Raw genomic sequence first — 24396 nt, 5'->3', positions numbered from 1 at the left:
TCTAAAAGTCCCTTTGGGAGTAGAAATTCCATCAACTGTCTATAGCTCTGATCCAAGTTTGTTGCTTCTTTAATGAGTTGCAAAGCAACAAATTTTTAGCATTCCCCCCAAGAATTCAACTTGATCCCTTTTAATCTAACGCATAGAGATGCACTTATCCAGAATATGGATCGTGTAAAGAGTCACAATGAAATTAGTTTACTCTCATATAGTACAGAATTAGAAGGAATTAACAATCAAATAAGAAACCTTACAGGAGTCTCAATAAGCTTCAGTCATTATAATAAAATCTTATCAAGCTTTAATGCAGGAGAATTTATAATAGCATATTTTGATTCAAAGAGAAATTTAAAATTCAAGATTCCTAAGGGAATTAATAAAATTGATTTTAAAAAGTATTATAATCTAAGTGCAAACGTGGGATCAAATTTCATTCAATATATTGTAAATTTAAAAGCTGACAGATCATTTGCCAGAGATGAGAATGAAACAGATGTTGTAAAAGAGGTTGATTTATGGTTCGCTAACTTTGAACAAAGTCTAGCTGAATTATTTAACGATCCTAATCTCCAATTGTCTTTCGATAGGAAGAACTATAATTTCAACATACTTGAAACAGGAAAGGAACCATATAATCTAAACCAACTCTCTGATGGGTATTCTGCAATTTTAAGTATTATAACAGAATTGCTGTTAAGAATGGAGAGTTCAGGTGTAAAAAGTTATGATGTACAAGGTATTGTACTAATAGATGAACTTGAAACTCATCTTCATCTTGAACTCCAGAAAAAGGTACTCCCATTTTTAACAAACTTTTTTCCAAAGTTACAATTTGTAGTAACAACACATTCTCCATTTGTAATTAATTCTATAGAAAACGCAGTCATCTGTGATTTGGAGAAAAGAATAGTAACAGAAGATTTATCAGGATATTCTTATGATACTTTAATTGAAAGTTATTTTGGAGCGGATAAATATTCCATCGTTTTAAAGCAAAAGGTTGATGAATATGAAAAGTTAATGTCTAAAGAAGATTTGAATGAAGGTGACGTCGAAAAACTATCAGAATTAAAACGGTATATAAAAGATGCTCCCAAGTTTATAGCTGATGAATTAGCAGTTAAAATTCAACAAATCCAATTAAAGACACTTAACAAAAAGAAGTAATGATTTTCTCCGCTAAATCTCAGCCACCACCTCCTTCTCTTGCAACAGAAAAGAAAAAGGCTTCTGGTAGTTACAGGTGTGATGATGTTCTTGATACGATTAAGAAAGATTTTTATAATAAATGTTATATATGTGAACAGAGTGAACCAATAACAATAAATATTGAACATTTTGTCCCACATAGAGGTAACCATGATCTAAAGTTCGAGTGGGCAAATCTGTACTATGCATGTGGGCATTGTAACAATACCAAGTTGGCGAGGCCAATGTTTGATGATATTTTGGATGTTACTAATGCAAATCATGAGGCTGACAAAAAGGTTAGGTATCATATAAACCCATATCCGAAAGAAAATGCGGAGTTTCAGCCGATGGAAAATACAGAAATTGTAAATAATACCGTCGTATTGTTGGATGCAGTTTATAATGGCACAACAACGCTAAAAACTATTGAAGCTGCTAATCTTAGGAGCCTTTTACTAAAAGAAATAAGATTATTTCAGGGTTTATTGTTTGATTATTATGATGAAACATATACTGCAGAAGAAAAAGAAAGCATAAAGAATAAAATAATCCGCCATTTACGTCCTGCTTCAAATTTTACTGCATTTAAGCGCTGGGTTATAAGAGATAATGAAAATATTCGTGCTGATTTTGACGATTATTGTAAATAAGAACTTTTAGGCCCATAAGCGAGTACGCTTATTGTTGATTCCCTTGAAAGTAAAATCTGCTTAAATCAATGAAATATCAGAAGAATCAGATCTTGAAATAACTGGTTCAACATTTCTTCCTTTCTCGCTACAAATAGCAAAAAGACTTTGAGTTATTCTAGGCCTTTTTTGCGCAATTACCAGCTCTTCATACAAAGAATTTTATACTACCGATTTTAAGAACAATACAAAAAATCTTCTACACTCAAACAAAAGCAAGTTATCCTTTAAAAGATCTAAAACCCTCACTCACAAAAATACCTCGCAAACCGAAATACCAGTTACATTATCCATAACAGCAGAAGTCCCAATTCCAATGAAAAGAGTACATCAAGCCAGCACTTCTCTGGTTATGAAAATTGTAATGCAACCAGAAATCAGTCCACTAAAAGTTCTTATACTTTATTTCAAGTAAAGGTGATTGAGCGTTAACCATAACATTCGTAAAAGTAGAACGAATATTATACACTTCAACATCCAGCCCCTGATAGGCAGCATACATTGTATTAAACAGACTCGTGGAGGTAGTACCTTTTACAGTACATTCTGTGAAATAAATCTTAACAAAAGACCTTGTAGCAGCAAGATTACCAAACACATGTTGACCGCTGGCAACGATCATTCCTGGCTCCGGATTTTCTCCTGAAGTGGAATCCCAGTAAAAGCTTCCGCCACCACCATCACCTGGCGTGTAGTACCCTAAAACGTCATAAATTTCGCCTGATTGAGGAGGTGTGGCGCGTAACAAATCAATAGATGCAAATGTCATGTCAAATAATATTGTTTGACAAAACTACACGCATAACACGGCCCCTATCTGCGTTGAAATAAACAATAGCTAACTTCCCCTCACCTTGCAACTTCATAAATATTACATTATTTTACTCCCTGCACCTGAAGAAATGCGACTAATACCAATCTATAAACCATTGTAGCGAACTATGATAAAATCACCACTACTTTCACTAATCTTAGTATTTACCTTGCTGTTGACAACAAACGCAGGTAAAGCTCAAACCGAAACATGTAATTGCCTTGATAATTTGAACAAAACTATCCAGGAAACCGAACTCAACTACGCAGGCTATCCTGCAAAAGTGAACGCCAGTTATAAACTACTGGTTTCAAATCTGCAGGCAAAAGCCGAGACATTAACGGCACCTAAACAATGTTACTATCTTATTCGTGAGTATGTAAGGTTTTTTAAAGACAAGCACTTTATCATTTCTTATACTAACACAAAGGATGTCGATAGTGCGGTTACAACTTTCCAAAGAAAACCAAATTTACCAATCGAAGGAATCTGGATAAGCCCGGATAGTACCACTAAAATCGCCATTCAAAAGTCTGATAACGGTAATTTCGAAGCCATCAAATACGAATCATCTACCGATAGCTTACCCAAAGGATTTGTTTATTTCACGCTTACACCTAAAGGAGATCAATACATCGTGAAAAAATATGACGCATTTGTCAGCACGGATTTCCCCGCTAAACAAACCGGCAATCTATTACGTATCTGGAATCATACCGTGTGGGGGAAAATATCTCCTCAACAAATGACAAAAGCAGAAAAAGAAGAATTGTCCACCTGGAGAAATAATAACAATGGTCTTGCATTTAAAAAATTAAACAACGAAGTAAGTTATTTAAGGATCCCGAGTTTTTATAACAACGATAGCAAAATTCAGCAGCTGGTAGCAGCAAGTGATTCCACCATCAGGAATACCAAATATCTCATTGTAGATCTGAGAGGTAATGGTGGCGGTAATACAGGATGGGTATATTTTCTACCCTATCTTATGACCAATCCAATCATTCAGCAGCCCGCAATGATGCGCGTAACCCCCGACAATATTAAACGCAAGTTACCCGAGTTGGAATACTTTGTGAAAAATCCCATCGATGCTGACTACCAGAAGTACTTCCCGGAGCAGGTGCTAAACGCATATAAGAAAGCTTATGCCGAACTACCCACAACAAAAGAACATTTCTATCCAATCCCCGCTGTTACCTTTCCGCTGGACTCGGTAACAAAACAACCTGAAAAAATAGCCGTAATAGTTAATAACTTTTGCGGTAGCTCAACTGAATATTTTATCTCCCTCACTGACCAATGCAAAAAGGTGATCACTTATGGAGCCAATACCATCGGAATGATGGATTATGAAGGGATGTCAAATCCAACAACATTGCCATATAGTAAATTTATCCTGACCATACCCATAGCGAAATCAAATTGGACTGACACTAAACCGATTGACCAAACAGGTTTTACTCCGGATGTGCCTATTCGACTCCCGGAAGGTAAGTGGATCGATTTCGTTGTAGATGATCTGCCCAAAAGATAAAAACAAAGCAAACAGAAAGGTGCCTGTATACAAAGAAAGATACAGGCACTTGTTTACATACATCTAAATTAACTGTATCAGTTATTCCTCAAATGAACCTTTAGCCTCCCATTTAAGTCCAGTCCTGTTCTTTACCACTTTTCCAAATCCCGGCCATGGCATATGATACCCAAATACCAACTCCTTCGACGCAGCAAACCCATTTAAGACCGCCACCCGCATTGTCACAGCAAGATCAAAGTCAATATCAAAAACAGTCCCCCATTCAGGCTTATTAAACAACATCAATTCTTCGTGGCAGATATCTCCCATGTGCACAAATTTTTCATTGCCAGTATTTACAATAAACATGTAGTGCCCAGGTGTATGCCCCATTGCCGGAATAGGTTGTAAAAAGTCAAATAGTAAATCAGTCCCATGAAAGAACTGAAGTCTATCTTTTATCACCACCAGCATTTGTTGAATGTTTTTCTGAACATCTATTAACACCTGCGGTGTATTTTTACTTTTACTGAAATCAGGTGTGTCGGATTGCCAGAAGTCATATTCTTCCTGCGATATAAGAATTGATGCATTGGGAAATGCCAATTGTCGGTTGCTATCTATTAATCCCCCGAGATGATCCGGATGAGCATGTGTCAGCACAACATCAGTCACCATGTCCGGTTCAATACCAATAGCTTTTAAATTACTAATGAGGTGGCCGCCCTCGCCGGAATTAGTCTTCCCATTACCGGCATCTATCAGTATGATGCTATTATTCCGAAGAAATACCAGAACATTATGTGTTAAGCTAATATAGTCGGTTGTATTCTTACTTACAGCGTCTACATCTGTTCTGTCAATGCCAGGTGCAAAACAACTTTTATCATATGATACTTCGCCGTCAGATACCACAAAAATATCAATATTGACCGAACTGTACATTTTGTTACTGCCAGGTAGCGAACTTGTCAAAGATTGCAGCATAGTTTATAAATTTGTGGCAAATAACTTCTTTCCCCTCAAATGCAAGATCAGACCAGAATTTGGAACCTGGGCTAAAATTTTAGACTAATGGCAAATACAGGTATTAGAAAGACAAAGAATTTTAACCCGACAAACTGTGCTGTAACGTATTGTTTGAATATTATAGGAGGAAAATGGAAGCCAGTTATTATACACCTCATTCGTAATGACTCAACCCGGTATAGTCAGATGCAAAAAGGAATGCCTGAAGCAAGTAAACAGACACTGACCAATCAACTGCGGGAACTTGAGGCGGATGGCGTTATTGAAAGAATTGTCTACGCAGAAGTGCCGCCCCGTGTAGAATACAGGATAACACCCTTTGGAAATACGCTATTACCTATTATTGATGCAATGAAAGTATGGGGTCGAAATCAAATGGAAAATAATGCTATTTCAAATCAATATCCCGAATCTTAGCGCTCCGGATAGTAAGTAAAGTACAGTTATTTAGTATAGAAACGATCTGCGCTACCTATATATATCCATAATCGGCGGCTACACAAATAGAAACTGCTTAGGGATTATATAGAATAGTCGAAGCATACTTCGACTATTCTATATAATCCCGGTAATTTATTGTTTTTCCGCCGTAAACGTTAATTTATCACCCTCAACCAGCACATCCGCCATATAATACACCAACGTCTTACAGTCATAACTCTCTACCGTCCCGTTAATAATCCCCTCACTCGCAATTGTCTTGTCCTTTACCACCCAAACCCCATCTTCACTTTCACTAGGATCGCACACTGACCCACGATCATCATATTTATAAGTTCCGTTACTATATAAAGTGGTGATATCATCCAACTGACATTCTTCCAGATAATTCATAAAATCGACAGGCGCTGCCCCTGCAGACGCTTTATATTGCATCTTGATAAGCTTATAGGATCCTGCAAGACCATCCATGCTAATACCACATGCGGGAGTTTCATCCTTTTCCTTTTTGCAGGAGAAAAATATAAAAGAGCATACCATCATCAGTAAAATCTGTTTTGTTTTCATGTTTTTCAGCTTTTGTTTGATAGTAATACTCCCCCCGAAATAGAAAGGGTTGGGTAAAACCAGAAAAATATTTTTTTTTGCAGGTACCCAACCTTTGTTTAAAATCAAGGGTATTGATAAGAGAAATAACTGGCAAATGAAAAATGCAGGACTAATTATTGGGGCCATTTTCCTGGTAAGTTGTAAAACAACCATAAAAATGACGATACCCGAAGTGTTTAAGGAACAGGCCACTATGCAACATGTAAAGGGGACAGGAGCCAATAGAATGTCATTCGGAAATGTGAGCACCTCCCGGATAAAAAGAGGTTGGCATGTATCAAGTTCCGGTTGGAAAGAACCTTACTTTTTCCCTGAAAATTATCTACTGAATCAATTCGGGATCGAGAAATCAGAAACAGTATCAAGCGAAAAAGGGAAATTCCGCTACTCTCTTTCTGATGGGAAAAATAACATGGAGATATTTGCCAACGAAAAGAAGATGGTGAGGAAGCTTGGTTACGAAGCATATAACAGTAAAAGTATCTTTAATAGTATTGAACAGGTACAGGAGTACAATTATTTCTTCTCGGCAGTAATCAAAAGTAATACTACAAAGGATTGGGAACTGTTCATGACCAACAATTATGACAGGTTTAGGGAACAGGATACCAACCCCTTTACCATTATAAAGCGATCAGACCACGGAATGGCCACCAATGGAGAAGATACTATTTATGTAAAACCACTCAGCCTTGAAAAAACAGAATCAAATGGTAAAATTAAAAACCTGCCATTTACGATCATGTCGGGTTATGAGTTAAGCACCAGCGGCGGCGTCATTGCAGTGATTGACATGATTGACAAGAACATCTGGTTTTACAATGAATTGGATGAGATGGAACGCATGCAGATCAGCGCCATTGGCACGGCTTTGTTCGCAAGAAGAGTACACAATGTAAACTGGTGATAATCGCCAATACCTATTATAATAACCACTGGAACAGGAATTAGATAATATTATCATTGAATGCCGCAATGGCAATAGAAAAGCACAGGCCCAGCTTTACAAGCTGCTGTATGGCTTTGCTATGACTATTGCTATGCGCTATGCTACTGACGAACACGAGGCTGCCGACATCCTTGGGCATGCCTTCGTGAAAATGTTCAGAAGCATCCATACATTTGATGCTACTAAAGGCAACTTCCATGGTTGGGTAAAGCGAATAATTATTAATGAATCTTTAGACCAGATTAAACAACGCAGCCGTTTTGTCAGCCTGGAAGTAGATACAGTAGAAGAACCGTTTGTAAATAATAGTATAATAGAGAAAACAGATGCAGCCGCTATCTTACAGCTGGTCCGACAATTACCGCCGGCTACGCATGCTGTATTCCTGCTATACGCTATCGACGGCTATACACACAAAGAAATTTCAACACAATTAAATATCAGTGAAGGCACCAGTAAATGGCATTTAAGTGAGGCAAGAAAAATTCTTCAGAAAAAATTAACAGCTATAAATACTTAGTGAATAAAACTACTCCATACGAAGATTTAATAGCAGCAAAGCTGGATCAGATCGCTGTGCCGGATATGTCCGACAGCATCTGGGCCAACATTGAAATGCAGTTAGATGAGCTACCTGACGCTCCCGAAGAGAAATCTTCCGGGGGAGAGACAGGTAATGCCTGGTATGGAATAATCACTTTAATTGTTGTTGTTACATTGTGCTGGTGGTTCTATCATAACAAGCAACCGATGCCCGGAAACGAAATCGTTCCTCCAGTACAGGTAATAATACCATCTAAAGACAGTCCTGTATCTATTGAAAGAATAACCCGGAAGCCAGTACCTGTAATTATTAAAAAAGACACTATTAATACTGTCATCAGCAACGACCCGATACCTGAGGAAGAAAAGGCGGAAGAAAAGGCGGAAGAAAAGATATCGCCCTTAATCGCCGATTCCCCTGCTGTAAGGCAGCAGATCATTGATACTGTAGCAGTATATCCGCCACAAAAGAAACGGAAAGGAGTGAGAGGTATCAACAGCAATGATTACAGGCTTTCTGTAGAAAGAGACTCTATAAAACCGTAAAATTTCCCCTGTATAAGGCGTATTGTTATTTATATAAAACCTGCTTATGGAATACGAAGAAGATCAAAAACACCACTTGTTAGCAAAGATGATTGCCTATGTTGTCTTACCGATATTGGGGCTCTTGCTTGCAATCATAGGAGCAATCATTTTCTGTTTTTTTTATTAAAATACGAATTGCCGCAAAAACAAAAGGTGAAGCCGCATTGAATTCTATCCATGCTTCAATATTGTTTTACATTCGTATTTTAAAGATGTGGCATGCCACGGAGGATTGATGATAGTTAAATCCTCCTTTTTATTGCAGTGAATGACAAGTATTGTTTACATCTTTCCTATTCCAGCAAAGTATATTGACACCTCCCTTACAATATCATTTACCCTTGCGTTATAGAAACCCGCCCCGTTCATACCTCCACATTCTACTATAAAATATTCGTCCCCACACAAACAGATATCCATTACAAATACATCATGCGGTGTATACTCCGCACACCTGGCCTTCGCAAAATCTACTACACAGCGCGGACAACCTTCTTCTTTCGTCAGTTTGAAATAATGCCTGTATTTCGAGGCCGCTACTACCTGCTTATTCACGATCCAAAGCCGCCATTCATATGCGATATTATACGGCTCAGATACCACTATCCTGCTATTTTCTATGTTTACACCGGCCAATTGTGTATACCACTCCTTTATCTCATCATATCGCTTCATTTCTCCCGCAAAGGACTTGTTATCATCATTCGGACGAATAAACAACAACTGGTCACCAGCATATTCATTGCCCGAAATCAGTTCCTGAAAAGTCATTATCCGTGCGCCATAATTAAGCATATATCTGCCCCAGTGATGAAAATAATTCTCTATGGAAAACTGCTCCTCATCAAAGAATATCCCTTCCCGTAAAGAACTATCCTCCCTTGCAAGTGCATTAAATGTTGTAGAACCATAAATGACAGACCGACGGCTCCTGTCAAATGATGGTAATCCCGATGTAAATGGAATAATATCTAATGGAATAAATGTAACACCTGCTTCTGCACACGCGAGCCGGAGCGCCTCAAAGTCAGCGCGATGAGTAAGATTACGTTGTACTACCCACTGTATACCTCTAAATTGTTGTTGCATACACTACCGATTGTTATTATATAATTCCAGGAACTTATCCAATGTTTCCCCCACTACAGGCATCCCCAACGCCGTTATCATATCTTCAGGCAAGTGGGGTATCACGGCTGCATTCACCACGAGCACGTGCACTCCATCCGGCTCATAAAAGACAAAATTTCCCAATCGCATCACCGCATACAAACACGCTCCCAACTTCCCTCCACATGGCCTGCTTACCATCAAACCTGTATTATAAGCTTCTTCCGTATCCATATAGACCGTACAACTATTACTTTCATCAAACCTTACATCTATAAAAGTCTTATCCTTCACAATTATATAATCGCTGAATATGGACAAAATCCGCTCCGTTGGTACTTCCTGCGCTCCCTGGTTTAAGTGTGCCTGCAAAAAATATTCGTAGGACATATATATTCTTTAATTTTATTCCATGGACAATTTAATAGATCAGCTCATCATCCGTTGGGAGAAAGCTTTTGATGATATACAAAACCTTCCGGTTTTCAAAGCACAGATCAAGACCACTCAATATGCCAGCGGTGCCCGTTATAATCTTGAAAAATTCGACCAGCAAACCTTCCCCTCCGATGGGCCCCTGTCTTCCCTTAAGGACAACCATGAATACGGCTTCAGCGATCAGGGGGTACCTTGCTACGTTGCCTTTAGTCATGAACATAATAAGACTTATTGGGAAGGATATTATAAATATAGCGATAACCTCGCTGAGTATATTGAATTTAATATCAACACAGGTACACCTTCTGCCGTCACGAGAGTCCTGTTTGAAAAGGGCCGTAAGATCGCCACACAACGCCTGGTAGTAAATGGTAGAGGAACCATTTATGGCCATCTTAAATCCCAGAGGACAGCACTGATCAATAAAATAAAAGAAGATACCAACGCGCTTTTCCTCACTGCGACCAGCTTTATATACGATCAGGATGGGAAAATTATGCGTGCTGAAAGTACCCATGTCACCCCAGGTATAGGCAAATACACTTCTCATGATGAATACACCTACGTCGACAAACAACTTGATAAAATCAGAACTTTCGACGCTGAAGGCAACAGCCGCCTAACCTACAGCCGCAACAGTGCAAATCTGTCGCCCGAGGCACTGATCGAAAAGCTTGCACAGTCCATGGCGCAATCTGTTACCCACACCTTGCAGCAATACGAAATGGAGCTCCCGTTGGCACTCCTGGAACTTGGATTCCATTATGCCGATAATTACCTTCCCCTTTTGGGCATTCAATCTCAACAGGAAGTGGAACAAAGACACCTGAAAGGAGAATTCGCTTTTATCACTGACAATTATATTGACGCGCTGATTGACATTACGCCATTCGAAGACCTCTTCGCGCAAATGGAATCACTGATGGAAGAACAGGATGACATGAATATCGGTGTAAAAGCACTTAGAAGAACTGCTGCCATCCTCACCGAAACTAAGTTATTCGGGAAAATAGCAACTACCGGCGACTTTACCGCTTTTGCGATCGACTGGTCCATTGAAGGCCACAGCACCGAAGAGTTAACAGGAATTTTTCTGGAATGTGGTGTACAACCTGACACCATCAACAAATGGAAACAAAGTAATTTCCTTGCTGAGTAAATGACCCGATAGCAATAAATATTTCCATAAATAAAAAGGGCCAGACATTGTCCGGCCCCTCGCATAAACTATAAATTAGGATTATTCTGTTCCTCCGCCTGCGGTATCACAAATAGGTAGTAAGGACTATTCGGTACAAAGTTGCTACCATCCGAGAACTTCAGTGCCGTATGGTACCTGGCATTTACTTGTGCCGTACTGCCATCAGGTCTCGTAATAGTAACCTTAATATCATTGCCATTCGCATCCACGTAGGGCTTACGCACTACCGCCAGCTGATTACGAATGATGTCGGACAACCCAAATCCTTCTCCCCATAATTCTTTCCTCCTTTCAATCAGGATAGCATTGATCAACTCCTCTTTCGTTCCACCGGTAAACAACCCTGCACCTCTTGCTCCCCGTAATTCATTCAATGCGTTAATACCCTCCGTCAGGTTACCGGAACGTGCATAACCTTCTGCTTTTATCAGTACCGCTTCTGCACTTCTCATCAACACCAGGTCTGCCGTCTGGTCAGATTTAAACTTAAACTTTTTATACTGCAGATAGCCTTCTCTCGAAGTAGCTGATCCATCCCATGAAAACAACGTCTTACGGATATCTCCATCTTCAAATAATTCTTTAAAGAAAGGATCTGCCATAAAACTATAGTAATAAGAAGTCGTAGATGATACATCCAGGAAATGAAAACTATAACTACCATCACTCTGACTGGGAATCTCCGGATGCCCCCATATCCATTCTGAATTATTCACATCGTTGAAACCTTTGCTGTAGTCACTCTGTGCCATCAGCGGATAATCCTGCTGCGCCTCAGCTGCCGCTGCTGCCGCCAGATCCCATCTGCCGGTATTTAAGAACGCACGTGCCAGCAATCCATTCACCACATCTTTATTGATCTTATACTTCGCCGGGCGATCATAACCATCCAGCAGATCTTTTGCAGCCAGCAGATCGGCAAAGATCAGCTCATAGATCTCTTTCAGGGTAGCCTTGGGATTTCCCTGCGTCTGCGAAGTGGTAGGCGTGGTATAAATAGGTGCTGTTTTCGCCAGTGAATCTTTCAGATAGGAAAACTGGTAGAAAGACGCAAAGATAAGATAAGTATGTGCCCTCAAGCCAAGTGCCTGTCCTTTCAGAAATTTCTTCTCAGTTGCATCCCCCTCTACTTTATCTACATTGGCAATAATGATATTACTGTTGTTGATAATCTTATACAACTGTGACCAGATAGCGCTCACACGTGACTGCGTCTTATCATTCATCTGGGTAAAACGATAAGCAGTCGGAAAACCATATTTAGTCGTGATCAGGGCTACATCATCTGCCATTGCATCACTGGTTAACGCAATGGTTTTGAACCCCGGGTTACTATAGGTACCACCATAAAAGTCGTCCATCATCGATGCCCAGGTACCCTCAGAAATGGTAGATAAATTTGAAATATTTTTCAATACAATATCTTCTGATACTGCATCAGAGGGCGCTGTGTCCAGCTGTTTGTTACAAGCGGAAAGCGCCACCACTGCTACGATCACATATTTATATAGTTTCATTTTGAAAAATTAATAGCCATTAAAAAATTACAGACCTACCTGGATACCGAATGAAAATGTCTTCATTGCCGGATACTGGTAATAGGTGGTACCATCAATTGATTGCTCCGGATCCATGCCCTGGTGTCCATAGAAGGTCAGCAGGTTTTCACCCAGTGCATATACCCTTGCACTCCTGATACCTATTCCTGATAACACTTTAGATGGAACTGAATACCCCAAAGACAATGTCTTCAAACGTGCATATGTAGCACTGTAGAGGAAGCGGGTAGATGTTGAAGTCCAGTTCAGGTTGTCAGTTGTCAGCCTTGGTACATCAGTAGAAGTATGTGCCGGCGTCCAGCGATCCGCCAGCTCTGTAGACCAGTTACGGCCTGGGCTTGTACCACCACTCAGCAGCGATACATAATCCAGATCCAGTACCTTACCGCCCAGGCTATAAGCTAACAGGAAAGACAATTCAAAATTGTGATAGTTGAAAGTATTGCTGAAACCTCCCGTTACATCAGGCAATGCAGAACCCGCATAATATTGGGTAGCATTCGCATAATTGTTAGTGGTCACTTTCTTGCCATCTGTACCTGTCTGGTACCAGAGCGGATTGCCTGTAGCGGCATCTACACCGGCCCATTCCCGCAGGAAGAAATCATATATAGAAGTACCTACCATCAGCTTCTTGGTTCCACTGATAATCTGTTTTTGTGGCAGCTCCGTAATTTTATTTTTATTCCGTGCTACATTCAGTCCTACCGTCCATTTGAAGGTCCTTGTGCTAACTGGTACTACATTCAGTTCCAGTTCCACCCCTGTATTCTTCAGTGCACCGATATTGGCGCTGATGGAGCTGAAACCAGTTGATAAAGCCATTGGCTTTGCATACAGCAGGTCCTTACTTGTCCTGTCATAATAATTGATACTACCATACACGCGGTTATCAAGGAAACCATAATCCAGACCAATGTTCAGGTTCAGGTTACTTTCCCATTTCAAACCCGGTGTCGCCAGTCTGGAAGTGATTACCCCGCCATTACCAAGGTTATTCTGAATAGCAAAGAGTGCCAGGTATGAATAGTAGGAAGACAGATTATCATTACCTGATGAACCATAACTTGCCTTCAGTGTCAATGCATTCAGCCAGCTTTTGCTACGAAGAAATTCCTCCTCTGATATACGCCAGGATGCACCTGCTGACCAGAATGTACCCCACCTGGATGCAGGAGAGAAACGGGAAGAACCATCTCTTCTTGCAGATGCTGTAAAGAAATACCTGTTCAGGTAGTTATACTGCCCCTGTCCAAAGAAACTTAGTTTGGTATAGTTATCAGTTGTACCCGTGAAATCATTTAACTGTGATGCCGCTGCCGGTTCATATAGATCTGGTAATGCAAATTTCTGCCGGTCACCGCTCAGATCGGTGGTATTGTAATAATAATATTCCTGTCCGGCCAGCAGGTTTAGGTGATGACCACCCAGCAGATCTGCATCATATGTGAAGATGTTATTCCAGGTATAAGCAAGTTTACGGCTACTACCTTTATTAACGTAACCACCTATCTCTGCACTGCCGCCTACCAGCGGATTATTGTAAAACAGGAAGTTTTGATTCACATAGTCAATATTATAGCTGGTCTTGAAATGCAATGCTTTTGTAATAGAGGCTTCTACAAAAGTTCTTGCAGATACCACTTCATTCGTATACCTGTTTTTATCCAGTGGGAGAGAGCCAATCAGGTTTTCTCTGGCCAGTGCTGCCGAAGGACGGTAGGCACCATAATCGAATTGTTTGTTGCCATTCGCATCCAGCAGGAAACTACCATCAGGATTGCGCTGGTAAATAGGGTAGAAGCTTGGAATCGTTCTGCCTACCAGCACCACGTTATCCGTCTGTGAGTCAGAAGAACGGGGATAATCCTGTACAGTGCTTACACCGGTCAGGTTAAATCCTGTCTTTAACCAGGGCTTTGCCTGCAGCGTAATATTGCTCCTGAAACTATATCTTTTAAATCCGGATGCAAGGTAGGCCCCTTCGTTGTTGAGATAACCACCACCTACATAATACGTAGATTTATCACTCCCACCACTAAAATTCAGCTGTGCCTGTGTGTAAGCGCCTGATTGCTGAACACCTTTTTCCCAGTCATCATTCCATAATGGCCGGGCACCTGCTACGATCTTTCCATCCGTACCTACTGGCTGTGGATAAGCTGTACCATAAGGATTGATACCGAGGTCGGATACCACTCTTGCACTGGCCGTAGCTGCTGCCTGATCTGCTGTCTGGCCATTGGTCAGTTGCTTGTTTCGCAGCGCTTCCCAGTAAAGCTCAAAATACTGATCAGTATTCAGCTTATCATAGTCTTTCACTGCTCTGCTGCTCCAACCCTGGTTGAATACGGCGTCTACATGAGAAGTTCCTTTCTGACCCTGCTTGGTCGTGATGATGATCACTCCATTGGCCGCGCGGGAACCATACAAGTTGGCAGCAGTTGCATCTTTCAGCACACTGATAGCAGCAATGTCAGTGGCATTGATGGCATTGATATCTCCATCATAAGGTGCTCCATCCACTACAAACAAAGGAGCACTCGATGCATTGATAGAGCCTACCCCACGGATCCTGATAGTAGAGCTGTTACCAGGTTGACCATTGGACAGGGAGGATTGTAAACCTGTTACTAATCCCTGCAGGGCATTGGTAACATTGGGCGTAAGCCGGTTGTTGATCTTTTCAGCAGTTACCGTAGATACCGCTCCCGGGTATCCTGAACGTTTTACATTCGTGTAAGCAACGGCTACCACTTCATCCAGCGTAGTGTTAGTCGGTTTTAGCAGGATCAGCACATTGGCATCTCCTTCATGTACCTCTGTCTCCATCGTTTCCCGCCCCAGGTAGGAAACCGTAATAACTGATTTACTGGCCGGAAGATGCAGTTGAAAATGACCCTCCGGATCTGTTGTGGTACCAATAGATGTACGGTTAATTTTAACAGTTACACCTGGCAATGGTTGTTTGTTTTCAGCAGAGAGGACCTGACCCTCTACTTGTCTTTGCTGCGCATACAGCCCCGTGCCTGCAAAAAGTGCGAGCACCAGGATTAGATTTTGTTTGAACATGGGTTTAAGATATTATAGCATTACTCTTAGGCTAAAAGGTTATCTATGGGTTCTCTACGGGTTCTCTATGCATATTGGTGGGACATGCTAAAAGAATATAGGAGAGGCAAAAGTAATATAAAATATTTTAGTCTACTAAATTTATAGGTTATTATCTGGCTTTTCTTTTCTTGAAACAATGTAACTTCATTCAATCGATAGCTGTTACTAAAATAAGAGATTTCCGGATTTTTTACATCATTTAATAGTGCTGCAGTGGGAGATCACAAACAGACACACTTTCAGGCCGGAAAGACGAACGCCCCTGTCCGATGCCGGAATCATGCTCATCGCAATTACCTGGTAATAATTATTTATCTTGAGTCCCATGAAATACACATACGCTAGTCTGTTTTTACTGACCCTCACAGCCTGCAGCCAGAAAGCTGACAACCGCTCCCTGGAACTCATGATTGACCGGGCAGGTAATATCGAACAAGCTTACAAAGTAGCTGAGAAATATCCTTTTATCAAACTGTATCCATTAAGCTCTGAAAAGGATACGACTGCCGTAGATCAAAAACTGTTTAGTCTGAATGTGGGAGATACTGCAACGATCCAGGGTACTTACTATAAGGTAATAGCCGATACCGGCAATTATACTTTCCGGGCGCAATATATTCACCTGGATGGTGCTGTTTTAACACGTGCTCATATAGATAGTCTACGTACCCTCATACAGGAGCAATACGCAGCCGGCAAATCATTCGAGGAACTGAATGCTAAATATAACATGGACCCCAATCAAAAGAACGGGGATACAGGGCCTTTCACTGCCGGCATGATGGTAAAACCTTTCGAAGACGCTGTAGCCAGACATAAGAAGGGGGATATCTTCACAGTAGATGTACCTGATAAGAAATGGTACTTTGTAGTGAGGAAAACTTACGACAACGTGGGCGAAAAAATAAGGATCGTATTAGGATTTAAAAGAGGCAACTAATTATACCGCTTCCTGCCCTGTATCATCAGTACATGTCAGGAAGCATGGTCGCTCCTCCGGGGAAAACACAAAATCAGAACGCCACGTGTGCCCTTACTGCAAAGACATGCACAGGCCCCTTTCTATCTTTATTATAACCCGGGTTATGCACAAACTGATAATCTCCCGAAAGCCATAATGACTTGAACAATAATGCGCTATAATAACATTCTATAATCGCCTCATGTCCATAATTTAGTCCGCCGTCTCCCAATATAAATCCATGCCCCCCCGCCTTTAGAAAATTCCGGTGCGCAGTCGAAATGCCATTCACCACGCCCGCTAATCCAAGTACATCACCCGGTCTTTTCCATTTGTTTCCTTTCAATGACAACCCTGCCTGTAAGGTCTGATCTATTTCTGTGAATGCCCATGTTGCATATTTCCCGTCATTCCAGCCCGCCCTGGCAAAGCCGCCGAGATCGTCTGTAATCCGTTGCTCATAATTCAGGCAGATTCCCGCCTTATGTCCGCCGAATTTTTGCCCCGTGGCATTCCCCTCAATCACATTGAGCAGGGTTGTATCAAACGTCATCGCATCTTTATAAGAAGGAGCCCTGTTAGCCGTATAACTCACCAGCAATGATAACTTCGAGGATATGAAGTTACGCGCTACTTCTATCGTTTCTGAATGCGCTTTCCCAAACTTGTACTCCATATTCGGATGGTTTGCTATCTTTGGCACCGCCTCACTAGATATCCTTAACTCCCATTTGGGAGTAATCATTCCCACCACTATTCCCATCGTGTAACCCTTTGTATTGGCGGGGTAATCCCATGCCCCGTTGCTCATGAGGCTCCAGTTCAAAAACTGTGTTCTCGGATCCTGGCTATAACTATTCTGGTCAAAGAAGTCATTCATAGAAAATTTACCGGCATTGATTTCAATACGACGGGCAGGCACTTTGCCGGCTAACTGGTTAAGATCATCCTCCTGATCCACCAGCTTACTACCCAACGGGATCACCTGTCGGAAAATAACCCTTGCTACCGATACCACCGGCTCCGGATCGCCTATCCGATAGGTCTCTCCATTCAATGCTCCGGCTACACCCAGTGCATAACTCAACCCTTTCCCTCCGGATAATTCCGGATTGAAATAAAGGCTCGCACCTTTCCATAAACGCCTGCCCAGAAAAACAGTGGCCGTTACACTCGTGGCACCAGGTTCCACACTATCTGCAAGACTATTACTCCCGCTATAGGCGGTTTTAAACCCTGCGTGTTTCTGATTAATGACGGTTATTTGGAAATGATAAGACCAGTCTGAGGTTTGGGCATAAAGTGAATAAGTTGCTAATATTGAGATAATTAAAACTCCGGAAATTTTCTTTAAATTCATGACGGAATGTTTGGGAACAGCCTTTATAGACTAAGAACAACCTTAGTAGCTGATTGTTTAATCTAATAGTACAATGAAAATAATAGCCCTGCTGGCAGCGTGGATCGCAATGTCATGCGCTCCCTTACATGCCTACCCCCAGACCCGCCTCCCTGTAGACACCCTTACGCTTACACTGGACAGTGCAGAGTCTTATTTTTTGCAGCGAAACTTTCAGCTGCTGGCGCAGAAATATAATATCGATGCCGAAAGAGCCCTGATCATCCAGGCCAGACTATGGCCCAATCCAAATCTGGATGTATCCCATGGCCTTTACTCCGGTACCTTGAACCAATTCTTCCCCACCGGCAATAATGACCAGACAACCGTCCAGGTGTCACAACTATTCCTGTTGGCACGCAAGCGTAACAAACAGATTAAGCTGGCCGAAGCCAATACCCGACTGGCGGAATACCAGTTCTATGATCTGCTCCGCACACTTAAGTATACCCTCCATACCGACTTCCTGAACATCTACTACCTGCAGCAATCTGCTAAGGTGTACGATGAAGAGATCTATTCCCTTCAACGGGTAGTGACCGCTTTTGAGTCTACTTCCGGCAAAGGTTATATCTCCCAGAAGGAAATGATCCGTATCAAAGCACAATTGTACAGCCTTGAACATGAATATTCTGATCTCATTAACCAGATCCATGATGTACAAAGTGAGTTAAGGCTGATATTACAGGCAACCCCAGGTACCTACCTGCGACCAGTCATCGATACTACAACCGTTGCCGGATTAAGTCCGGCCGCATATAGCCTCAATGTACTATTGGACTCCGCTTATCAGAATCGCACAGACCTGCTTATCTCAAAGGCCAATACCAGCATTGGTGACCTCACCTATAGTTACCAGAAATCGCTCGCTGTACCAGATCTGACTGTGTATACCGGTTTTGATGAACAGGGTAGCTATCTCAATAACTTTTACAGTATCGGTATCCAAATGGACCTGCCTTTCTGGAACCGCAACCAGGGCAATGTAAAGTCTGCAAAATTGATAAGTGAATTGAACCGCACCACACAAAAAGGTGTTGAAGCTATGGTACAGGAAAATGTAGTCACTGCTTTACAGAAAGCATTTGCACAGGACCAGTTGTATAAAAAAATTGACCCTGCATTTTCACGCGAATTCAACCGGCTGTTGGGCGAAGTAGTCAGCAATTACCAGAAGCGGAATATCAGTCTCCTGGATTTCCTCGACTTCTACGATTCATTCAAGGAAAATGTGCTGGCAGAAAATACAGTCCGCTTTAACAGGGTCAGTGCTTTCGAAGATCTTAATTACTATACAGGTACTAATTTTTTTAAGTTTCAATAATCTAATATGCTAAAACATTTTGTTTGCATACTGACTGTAATTTGGACCTTACAGGGCTGTAACAGTAATGACCATGCCCCGGCTGAGAGGACAGCCTATGTGATACCAGATTCCCTGTATCGCACGCTCAGTATTGATACCGTTAAGAATTGTGAATTAGTAGGGGCACTTACCTTTTCAGGTATGGTCGATTTTAATCAGGACAATCAGGTCAGTGTCTATCCAATGGTCAGTGGTACTATCCAGGATGTAAAAGTGGAGTTGGGTGATCATGTGGAAAAAGGACAATTGCTGGCTGTGGTGAAAAGTGCGGAAATGGCCGGTATCAGCAATGACCTCACCACTGCCGAAACTAATCTGATCGTGGCCCGGCAGAACCTCGAAAAGACAAATGATATGTTTCAAAGTGGTCTTGCATCCAGGGTGGATCAGATCACTGCCCAGGCCAGCTTTGACCAGGCACAGTCTGAACTGAACCGGGTAAAGAAGGTCGTTAACATCAACGGTGGCAGCACACAGGGCGATTACCTGATCAAGGCCCCTATCAGCGGCGTGGTGGTACAGAAGAACATCAGCAACAATACCCAGATCCGTACAGATAATGGAAACAACCTCTTTAGCATCGCAGACCTGCAAAAGGTTTGGGTACAGGCCAACGTATATGAATCCGATATCAGTAATATCCACACCGGCGACGCCGCAGATGTAACCACACTCTCCTATCCCGGCAAGGTATTCAAAGGTTCTATAGATAAAATGCAATATGTACTGGACCCTACCAACAAAGTGATGAAGGTAAAAGTCATACTGCCCAACCCTGACTACCTGCTCAAACCTCAGATGTTTGCCAGCATCACAGTGACAAATCCCACCGGCAAACAAGCCCTGTGTATCCCATCCAGCGCACTCGTGTTTGATAACAGCCAGAATTTTGTACTCGTGTTCAAAGACAAAGCACATGTACAGATTACCCCGGTGCAGGTGCTCAACACTACAGGACAGCATACTTATATTTCCGACGGATTGCAGCCCGGACAACTGGTGATTTCTTCACAGGCCATCCTGATATATGGTGCCTTAAACAACTAAACCTATTCAGATGATCAAAATTATTCGCGGCATCATAGCATTTTCGCTCCGGAATAAATACTTCATTCTGGCACTCTCCGTGTTACTGATCATAAGTGGTATCATCACATTCAAAAATATGCCCATCGAGGCTTTCCCGGATGTGACCAATACTGAGATCAGTATCATTACACAATGGCCCGGTCGCAGTGCGGAAGAGGTGGAAAAATTTGTGACTATTCCCATCGAAATAGGCTTGAATCCCGTACAACAAAAAATCAGCCTGCGCTCTACCAGTATCTTTGGCCTCTCTTATGTCAAACTTATCTTCGATGATAAAGTAGTAGACAAAGATGCCCGTGCACAGGTGCTCAGCCAGCTGGGCAATGTGAACCTGCCTGACGGTGTCCAACCCGTTATACAACCACCTACCGGCCCTACAGGCGAGATCTATCGCTATAGCATCAGAAGTACCTTCAGGGATGCAAGAGAACTCAAAACCATACAGGATTGGGTAATAGACAGGCAACTCAGGTCTGTACCCGGCGTAGGCGACATCGTAGCTTTCGGGGGTAAAACCAAAACCTACGAAATTCAGGTAGATCCGGGTAAACTCACGAACCTGGGTATCACTGCACTCGATGTATTTAGCGCAGTTCAGAAAAACAATATCAATATCGGCGGAGATGTGCTGGTGAAAAACAACCAGGCATATGTGGTACGGGGCATCGGTATCCTGAATGATATCAACGAAATCAGGAATATCGTAGTGCAGAATATCAATGGAGTGCCCATTTTGGTAAAGGACGTGGCAGCCGTTGTGATTTCCAATGTGCCCAGGCTGGGATATGTATCCCGCTCTGATGGCCTGGTTGATTCTACCGGTAAGCGCCACCTGACCAATGAAGAAGATATTGTCGAAGGGATTATCATCATGCGGAAAGGAGAGAACCCTACACAGGTAGTGCAGGCCGTAAAAGCAAAAATTGATAAGCTGAACAGCAGTATTCTTCCCGCTGATACCCGCATCGTACCCTATTATGACAGGGAAGACCTGATTCATTATGCAACAGATACCGTGCTGCATAACCTCGTGGAAGGTATCCTGTTAGTTACCCTGCTTGTATCCATCTTTATGTTCAACTGGCGGACCACGTTGATCGTGTCCATCATCATCCCCATGGCATTATTGTTTGCCTTTATCTGCCTGCACCTCATGGGCATGTCTGCAAACCTGCTGTCACTGGGGGCGGTAGACTTTGGGATCATCATTGATGGTGCCGTCGTCATGGTCGAAGGCATGTTCGTCGTCCTTGATCACAAGGCGGGTGAAATGGGAATGGCGCGATTTAATAAAGTGGCGAAGATGGGATTGATCAGGCGGAATGGTGCACAGCTGGGAAAAGCTATCTTCTTCGCCAAACTGATTATTGTAACAGGCCTCTTACCCATCTTTTCCTTTCAGAAAGTAGAAGGCAAGATGTTTTCCCCATTGGCTTATACCCTGGGGTTCGCCTTGCTGGGAGCATTGATTACCACACTAACGCTGGTGCCTGTATTAATCCATTTATTACTCAGGAAGAATGTACACGAAAAACATAACCCTGTGGTGCATTTCCTCACGAAGATAATGCTGGGTGGGTTTGTCGCTGCTTTTAAACGAAAGGAAATCGTGGTGGTAGGGGCATTCATTGCCATGGGCATTGGCATCTTCTCCTTCCGCTTCCTGGGTACAGAATTCCTGCCTGAACTCAACGAAGGGTCTATCTGGCTGAGGATCCAGTTGCCTTACAGTATCTCGTTGGATAAATCGGTGGAGATTGCTAACCAGGCAAGGAAAATAGTGCAGGGTTTTCCACAGGTAAAATATGTTGTATCCCAGACCGGCAGGCCGGACGATGGAACGGATGTAGCAGGTTTTTACAATAATGAATTCGACGTGATCCTGTATCCCAAAGAAGACTGGAATCCCAAAGTGTCGTACGAAAAACTGGTGGACCAGATGAATGATAAATTATCGGTTATACCCGGCGCGGAGCTGAATTTTTCCCAACCAATCATGGACAACGTGGAAGAAGCTGTATCCGGTGTAAAAGGATCTATTTGTCTCAAGATCTTTGGGGACTCTCTCAATTATATGGAAGACCAGCTGATGAAGGCGTACAATGTAATGCGCAGTGTAAACGGAGTAGAAGATCTCGGCGTGATCCGCAACATCGGGCAACCGGAGTTGGATATTAACCTTGATCAGCGCAAGATGGCTGTATATGGTATTGCTGCAGCCGATGCCAATGCCGTGATTGCAATGGCTATCGGCGGTGAAGCCGTCACCAGTTTATACGAAGGTATTCGCGAGTTCGATATCCGTATTCGCATGAATGAACAGTTCCGGCGTACGCCAGAAGATATCGGTAACCTGCTCATCCCTACAGCTTCCGGTTCAAAAGTACCTGTCAAGGAAATTGCCAATATCTCCGAAAAAACCGGACCCTGCCTCATCTTCAGGGATGACAATGAACGTTATTCGGCCCTTAAGTTCTCCGTCAGAGGACGCGATATGGGGAGTACCATTGCAGAAGCACAAGAGAAAGTGGCCAGGGTAGTCAACCTGAAACGCGGTTACAGTATGGTCTGGCAAGGGGATTTTGAGAACCAGCAGCGTGCTACCCGGCGGCTTGCACAGGTGGTACCTGTTAGCCTCGCACTGATCTTCCTGTTGCTGTTTGCCATGTTTGGTAACCTGAAAGATGCCGGGCTGGTATTCCTGAACGTACCCTTTGCCATCATGGGGGGCATCATCGCCCTGCACGTTACAGGTACCAATTTCAGTATTTCTGCCGGTATTGGTTTTATTGCCTTATTCGGAATCTGTATACAGGACGGGGTATTGTTGATCACCATTTTTAAACACAATCTCGAGGTCATGAAAGGGCAGCATCAGTCACTCTACACCGCAATCAAACTGGGGGTGAATTCCAGGATCCGTCCTGTGATGATGACAGCCCTCATGGCAGCAATAGGTTTATTCCCCGCTGCCATCTCCCACGGTATTGGCTCTGAAAGTTCCCGGCCATTGGCAAGGGTGGTGATTGGTGGTATACTCTGTGCCATGATTTTTTCGCTGTGGGTCTTCCCGCTCATTTTTGGATGGGCTTACAGAAAGATCGATAAGCAGCCTTATGTAGCCAATGAATAGAAAGAGGTTACTGCTTCCTGACCTGTATAATTCGGCCCGGTTTGATCATCAGCACCTAAATAGGTCCAGGTGATATCAATATGGCGGGGTCCTTTACAGGTCAGGAGCTTTCTTCTGGCATGATAATCAATTGAATTGTGTGCAAACAACTGCCTTACATCTATCCCCTGGATATTATTCAGATCAATATTTGCAACAAATATCCCTGCTGGCTGCAATGCCGCTAATATATTCGCTAACACAAGTAGCTTATCGCCCACGTAATGAATACCATGTACACAAGAAATCAAGTCGTATTGCTCCGTCGGCTCCCAGGTCAGCAATGATCTGACTTCGAATGTCAGACAATTGACAGCTTCAGGAATCTCCTGAAATTGATCTACCAGGTCAATCCCTTTCAATGTAACGCCTGTTTGCTGTGTCAGGCCCTGAGCATATTGAATCAGTGCATTGCCTTCGCCGCAACATAGATCCAGCCATTTTACTACACCGCGTTTCGACAGGCAATCATTCAGGTATGTTGTTGGATTAAAAAACAATTCCTTCTCATAACTATTCACCCCATTCGCTACCCGTTTGCGATTCATCCTGTTATTTGCTACAATGGGAGACCAGATTAACTCTGCTTCTGTCAATAATTTCATATCAGGAAAA

At 42.4% G+C, this 24396-nt stretch carries 21 protein-coding genes; 12 read left to right on the top strand and 9 right to left on the bottom strand.

The features are described from left to right. The first annotated feature begins 165 nt into the window (after positions 1-165). Positions 166-1167, top strand: coding sequence for an AAA family ATPase (locus ABDW33_RS26860; protein ID WP_343693192.1), 1002 nt, complete (start codon positions 166-168; stop codon positions 1165-1167). Next, positions 1167-1841 (top strand): hypothetical protein, encoded by a 675-nt coding sequence (locus ABDW33_RS26855; RefSeq protein ID WP_343693191.1) that lies wholly within the window; start codon positions 1167-1169, stop codon positions 1839-1841. Before ABDW33_RS26860 ends, ABDW33_RS26855 begins: the two co-directional genes overlap by 1 nt. A 424-nt stretch (positions 1842-2265) precedes the next feature. Here ABDW33_RS26855 and ABDW33_RS26850 read toward each other — a convergent pair whose 3' ends face one another. Next, positions 2266-2649: a hypothetical protein gene (locus ABDW33_RS26850; protein WP_343693190.1), complete on the bottom strand. Its 384-nt coding sequence runs from the start codon at positions 2647-2649 to the stop codon at positions 2266-2268. A gap of 172 nt (positions 2650-2821) precedes the next feature. Between ABDW33_RS26850 and ABDW33_RS26845 the strand changes: the two genes are divergently transcribed. Further along, positions 2822-4231, top strand: coding sequence for a S41 family peptidase (locus ABDW33_RS26845; protein WP_343693189.1), 1410 nt, complete (start codon positions 2822-2824; stop codon positions 4229-4231). 81 nt (positions 4232-4312) lie between these two features. Here the strand turns inward: ABDW33_RS26845 and ABDW33_RS26840 are convergent, their stop codons facing one another. Further along, entirely contained in the window at positions 4313-5200 is an 888-nt protein-coding gene (locus ABDW33_RS26840; protein WP_343693188.1) for an MBL fold metallo-hydrolase, read from the bottom strand. A gap of 87 nt (positions 5201-5287) precedes the next feature. On the opposite strand from ABDW33_RS26840, the gene ABDW33_RS26835 reads away from it, so the two are divergent. After that, entirely contained in the window at positions 5288-5659 is a 372-nt protein-coding gene (locus ABDW33_RS26835) for a helix-turn-helix domain-containing protein (protein WP_343693187.1), read from the top strand. A 156-nt stretch (positions 5660-5815) separates the two neighbouring features. Here the strand turns inward: ABDW33_RS26835 and ABDW33_RS26830 are convergent, their stop codons facing one another. Further along, positions 5816-6418, bottom strand: a complete 603-nt coding sequence (locus ABDW33_RS26830) for a hypothetical protein (RefSeq protein ID WP_343693186.1) — start codon at positions 6416-6418, stop codon at positions 5816-5818. A gap of 31 nt (positions 6419-6449) precedes the next feature. Here ABDW33_RS26830 and ABDW33_RS26825 point away from each other — a divergent pair, with 31 nt between their 5' ends. The 3 genes from ABDW33_RS26825 to ABDW33_RS26815 are packed head-to-tail and all read left to right on the top strand — an operon-like array spanning position 6450 to position 8330. Further along, a complete protein-coding gene (locus ABDW33_RS26825; protein WP_343693185.1) occupies positions 6450-7199 on the top strand; it encodes a hypothetical protein in 750 nt (249 codons plus the stop codon). A gap of 28 nt (positions 7200-7227) precedes the next feature. After that, on the top strand, positions 7228-7761 hold the full coding sequence (locus ABDW33_RS26820; protein WP_343693194.1) for an RNA polymerase sigma factor: 534 nt from the start codon (positions 7228-7230) through the stop codon (positions 7759-7761). Continuing rightward, entirely contained in the window at positions 7761-8330 is a 570-nt protein-coding gene (locus ABDW33_RS26815) for a hypothetical protein (protein ID WP_343693184.1), read from the top strand. The genes ABDW33_RS26820 and ABDW33_RS26815 overlap by 1 nt, the downstream gene beginning before the upstream one ends. A 324-nt stretch (positions 8331-8654) precedes the next feature. On the opposite strand, the gene ABDW33_RS26810 is transcribed toward ABDW33_RS26815, so the two are convergent. Continuing rightward, positions 8655-9461: an ATP-grasp domain-containing protein gene (locus ABDW33_RS26810; RefSeq protein ID WP_343693183.1), complete on the bottom strand. Its 807-nt coding sequence runs from the start codon at positions 9459-9461 to the stop codon at positions 8655-8657. A gap of 3 nt (positions 9462-9464) precedes the next feature. Continuing rightward, positions 9465-9872: a hypothetical protein gene (locus ABDW33_RS26805; protein WP_343693182.1), complete on the bottom strand. Its 408-nt coding sequence runs from the start codon at positions 9870-9872 to the stop codon at positions 9465-9467. A 22-nt stretch (positions 9873-9894) separates the two neighbouring features. Here ABDW33_RS26805 and ABDW33_RS26800 point away from each other — a divergent pair, with 22 nt between their 5' ends. Next, entirely contained in the window at positions 9895-11079 is a 1185-nt protein-coding gene (locus tag ABDW33_RS26800; RefSeq protein ID WP_343693181.1) for a hypothetical protein, read from the top strand. Between the two features lie 68 nt (positions 11080-11147). On the opposite strand, the gene ABDW33_RS26795 is transcribed toward ABDW33_RS26800, so the two are convergent. Together ABDW33_RS26795 and ABDW33_RS26790 are read right to left on the bottom strand one after the other, a co-directional pair. Next, positions 11148-12638 carry a RagB/SusD family nutrient uptake outer membrane protein gene (locus ABDW33_RS26795; RefSeq protein ID WP_343693180.1) on the bottom strand — a complete coding sequence of 497 codons (1491 nt, stop codon included), beginning with the start codon at positions 12636-12638 and terminating at the stop codon, positions 11148-11150. Between the two features lie 27 nt (positions 12639-12665). Beyond that, positions 12666-15752 (bottom strand): TonB-dependent receptor, encoded by a 3087-nt coding sequence (locus ABDW33_RS26790; protein ID WP_343693179.1) that lies wholly within the window; start codon positions 15750-15752, stop codon positions 12666-12668. A gap of 367 nt (positions 15753-16119) precedes the next feature. Between ABDW33_RS26790 and ABDW33_RS26785 the strand changes: the two genes are divergently transcribed. Next, a complete protein-coding gene (locus ABDW33_RS26785; RefSeq protein WP_343693178.1) occupies positions 16120-16734 on the top strand; it encodes a peptidylprolyl isomerase in 615 nt (204 codons plus the stop codon). 73 nt (positions 16735-16807) lie between these two features. On the opposite strand, the gene ABDW33_RS26780 is transcribed toward ABDW33_RS26785, so the two are convergent. Then, on the bottom strand, positions 16808-18115 hold the full coding sequence (locus tag ABDW33_RS26780) for a carbohydrate porin (RefSeq protein ID WP_343693177.1): 1308 nt from the start codon (positions 18113-18115) through the stop codon (positions 16808-16810). 73 nt (positions 18116-18188) lie between these two features. Here ABDW33_RS26780 and ABDW33_RS26775 point away from each other — a divergent pair, with 73 nt between their 5' ends. The 3 genes from ABDW33_RS26775 to ABDW33_RS26765 are packed head-to-tail and all read left to right on the top strand — an operon-like array spanning position 18189 to position 23742. Then, entirely contained in the window at positions 18189-19478 is a 1290-nt protein-coding gene (locus ABDW33_RS26775) for a TolC family protein (RefSeq protein ID WP_343693176.1), read from the top strand. Between the two features lie 6 nt (positions 19479-19484). Then, a complete protein-coding gene (locus ABDW33_RS26770) occupies positions 19485-20567 on the top strand; it encodes an efflux RND transporter periplasmic adaptor subunit (protein WP_343693175.1) in 1083 nt (360 codons plus the stop codon). A gap of 10 nt (positions 20568-20577) precedes the next feature. Further along, on the top strand, positions 20578-23742 hold the full coding sequence (locus ABDW33_RS26765; RefSeq protein ID WP_343693174.1) for a CusA/CzcA family heavy metal efflux RND transporter: 3165 nt from the start codon (positions 20578-20580) through the stop codon (positions 23740-23742). Here ABDW33_RS26765 and ABDW33_RS26760 read toward each other — a convergent pair. Beyond that, on the bottom strand, positions 23724-24386 hold the full coding sequence (locus tag ABDW33_RS26760; RefSeq protein ID WP_343693173.1) for a methyltransferase domain-containing protein: 663 nt from the start codon (positions 24384-24386) through the stop codon (positions 23724-23726). The genes ABDW33_RS26765 and ABDW33_RS26760 overlap by 19 nt on opposite strands. Positions 24387-24396 lie beyond the last annotated feature (10 nt).

It is taken from the genome of Chitinophaga sp. (assembly GCF_039596155.1).
Classification (GTDB): domain Bacteria; phylum Bacteroidota; class Bacteroidia; order Chitinophagales; family Chitinophagaceae; genus Chitinophaga.
The sequence above is the reverse complement of the archived record's forward strand: the minus strand, read 5'-3'. Positions and strand labels throughout refer to the sequence as shown.

Excerpts from the sequence above, each read along its gene's own strand:
- ABDW33_RS26770 (WP_343693175.1), top strand. The coding sequence starts at position 19,485 with ATGCTAAAACATTTTGTTTGCATACTGACTGTAATTTGGACCTTACAG.
- ABDW33_RS26830 (WP_343693186.1), bottom strand. The coding sequence starts at position 6,418 with ATGGCCCCAATAATTAGTCCTGCATTTTTCATTTGCCAGTTATTTCTC.
- ABDW33_RS26785 (WP_343693178.1), top strand. The coding sequence starts at position 16,120 with ATGAAATACACATACGCTAGTCTGTTTTTACTGACCCTCACAGCCTGC.
- ABDW33_RS26775 (WP_343693176.1), top strand. The coding sequence starts at position 18,189 with ATGAAAATAATAGCCCTGCTGGCAGCGTGGATCGCAATGTCATGCGCT.
- ABDW33_RS26850 (WP_343693190.1), bottom strand. The coding sequence starts at position 2,649 with ATGACATTTGCATCTATTGATTTGTTACGCGCCACACCTCCTCAATCA.
- ABDW33_RS26860 (WP_343693192.1), top strand. The coding sequence starts at position 166 with ATGGATCGTGTAAAGAGTCACAATGAAATTAGTTTACTCTCATATAGT.
- ABDW33_RS26765 (WP_343693174.1), top strand. The coding sequence starts at position 20,578 with ATGATCAAAATTATTCGCGGCATCATAGCATTTTCGCTCCGGAATAAA.
- ABDW33_RS26840 (WP_343693188.1), bottom strand. The coding sequence starts at position 5,200 with ATGCTGCAATCTTTGACAAGTTCGCTACCTGGCAGTAACAAAATGTAC.
- ABDW33_RS26805 (WP_343693182.1), bottom strand. The coding sequence starts at position 9,872 with ATGTCCTACGAATATTTTTTGCAGGCACACTTAAACCAGGGAGCGCAG.
- ABDW33_RS26760 (WP_343693173.1), bottom strand. The coding sequence starts at position 24,386 with ATGAAATTATTGACAGAAGCAGAGTTAATCTGGTCTCCCATTGTAGCA.
- ABDW33_RS26790 (WP_343693179.1), bottom strand. The coding sequence starts at position 15,752 with ATGTTCAAACAAAATCTAATCCTGGTGCTCGCACTTTTTGCAGGCACG.
- ABDW33_RS26855 (WP_343693191.1), top strand. The coding sequence starts at position 1,167 with ATGATTTTCTCCGCTAAATCTCAGCCACCACCTCCTTCTCTTGCAACA.
- ABDW33_RS26800 (WP_343693181.1), top strand. The coding sequence starts at position 9,895 with ATGGACAATTTAATAGATCAGCTCATCATCCGTTGGGAGAAAGCTTTT.
- ABDW33_RS26845 (WP_343693189.1), top strand. The coding sequence starts at position 2,822 with ATGATAAAATCACCACTACTTTCACTAATCTTAGTATTTACCTTGCTG.
- ABDW33_RS26835 (WP_343693187.1), top strand. The coding sequence starts at position 5,288 with ATGGCAAATACAGGTATTAGAAAGACAAAGAATTTTAACCCGACAAAC.
- ABDW33_RS26825 (WP_343693185.1), top strand. The coding sequence starts at position 6,450 with ATGACGATACCCGAAGTGTTTAAGGAACAGGCCACTATGCAACATGTA.
- ABDW33_RS26795 (WP_343693180.1), bottom strand. The coding sequence starts at position 12,638 with ATGAAACTATATAAATATGTGATCGTAGCAGTGGTGGCGCTTTCCGCT.
- ABDW33_RS26810 (WP_343693183.1), bottom strand. The coding sequence starts at position 9,461 with ATGCAACAACAATTTAGAGGTATACAGTGGGTAGTACAACGTAATCTT.
- ABDW33_RS26780 (WP_343693177.1), bottom strand. The coding sequence starts at position 18,115 with ATGAATTTAAAGAAAATTTCCGGAGTTTTAATTATCTCAATATTAGCA.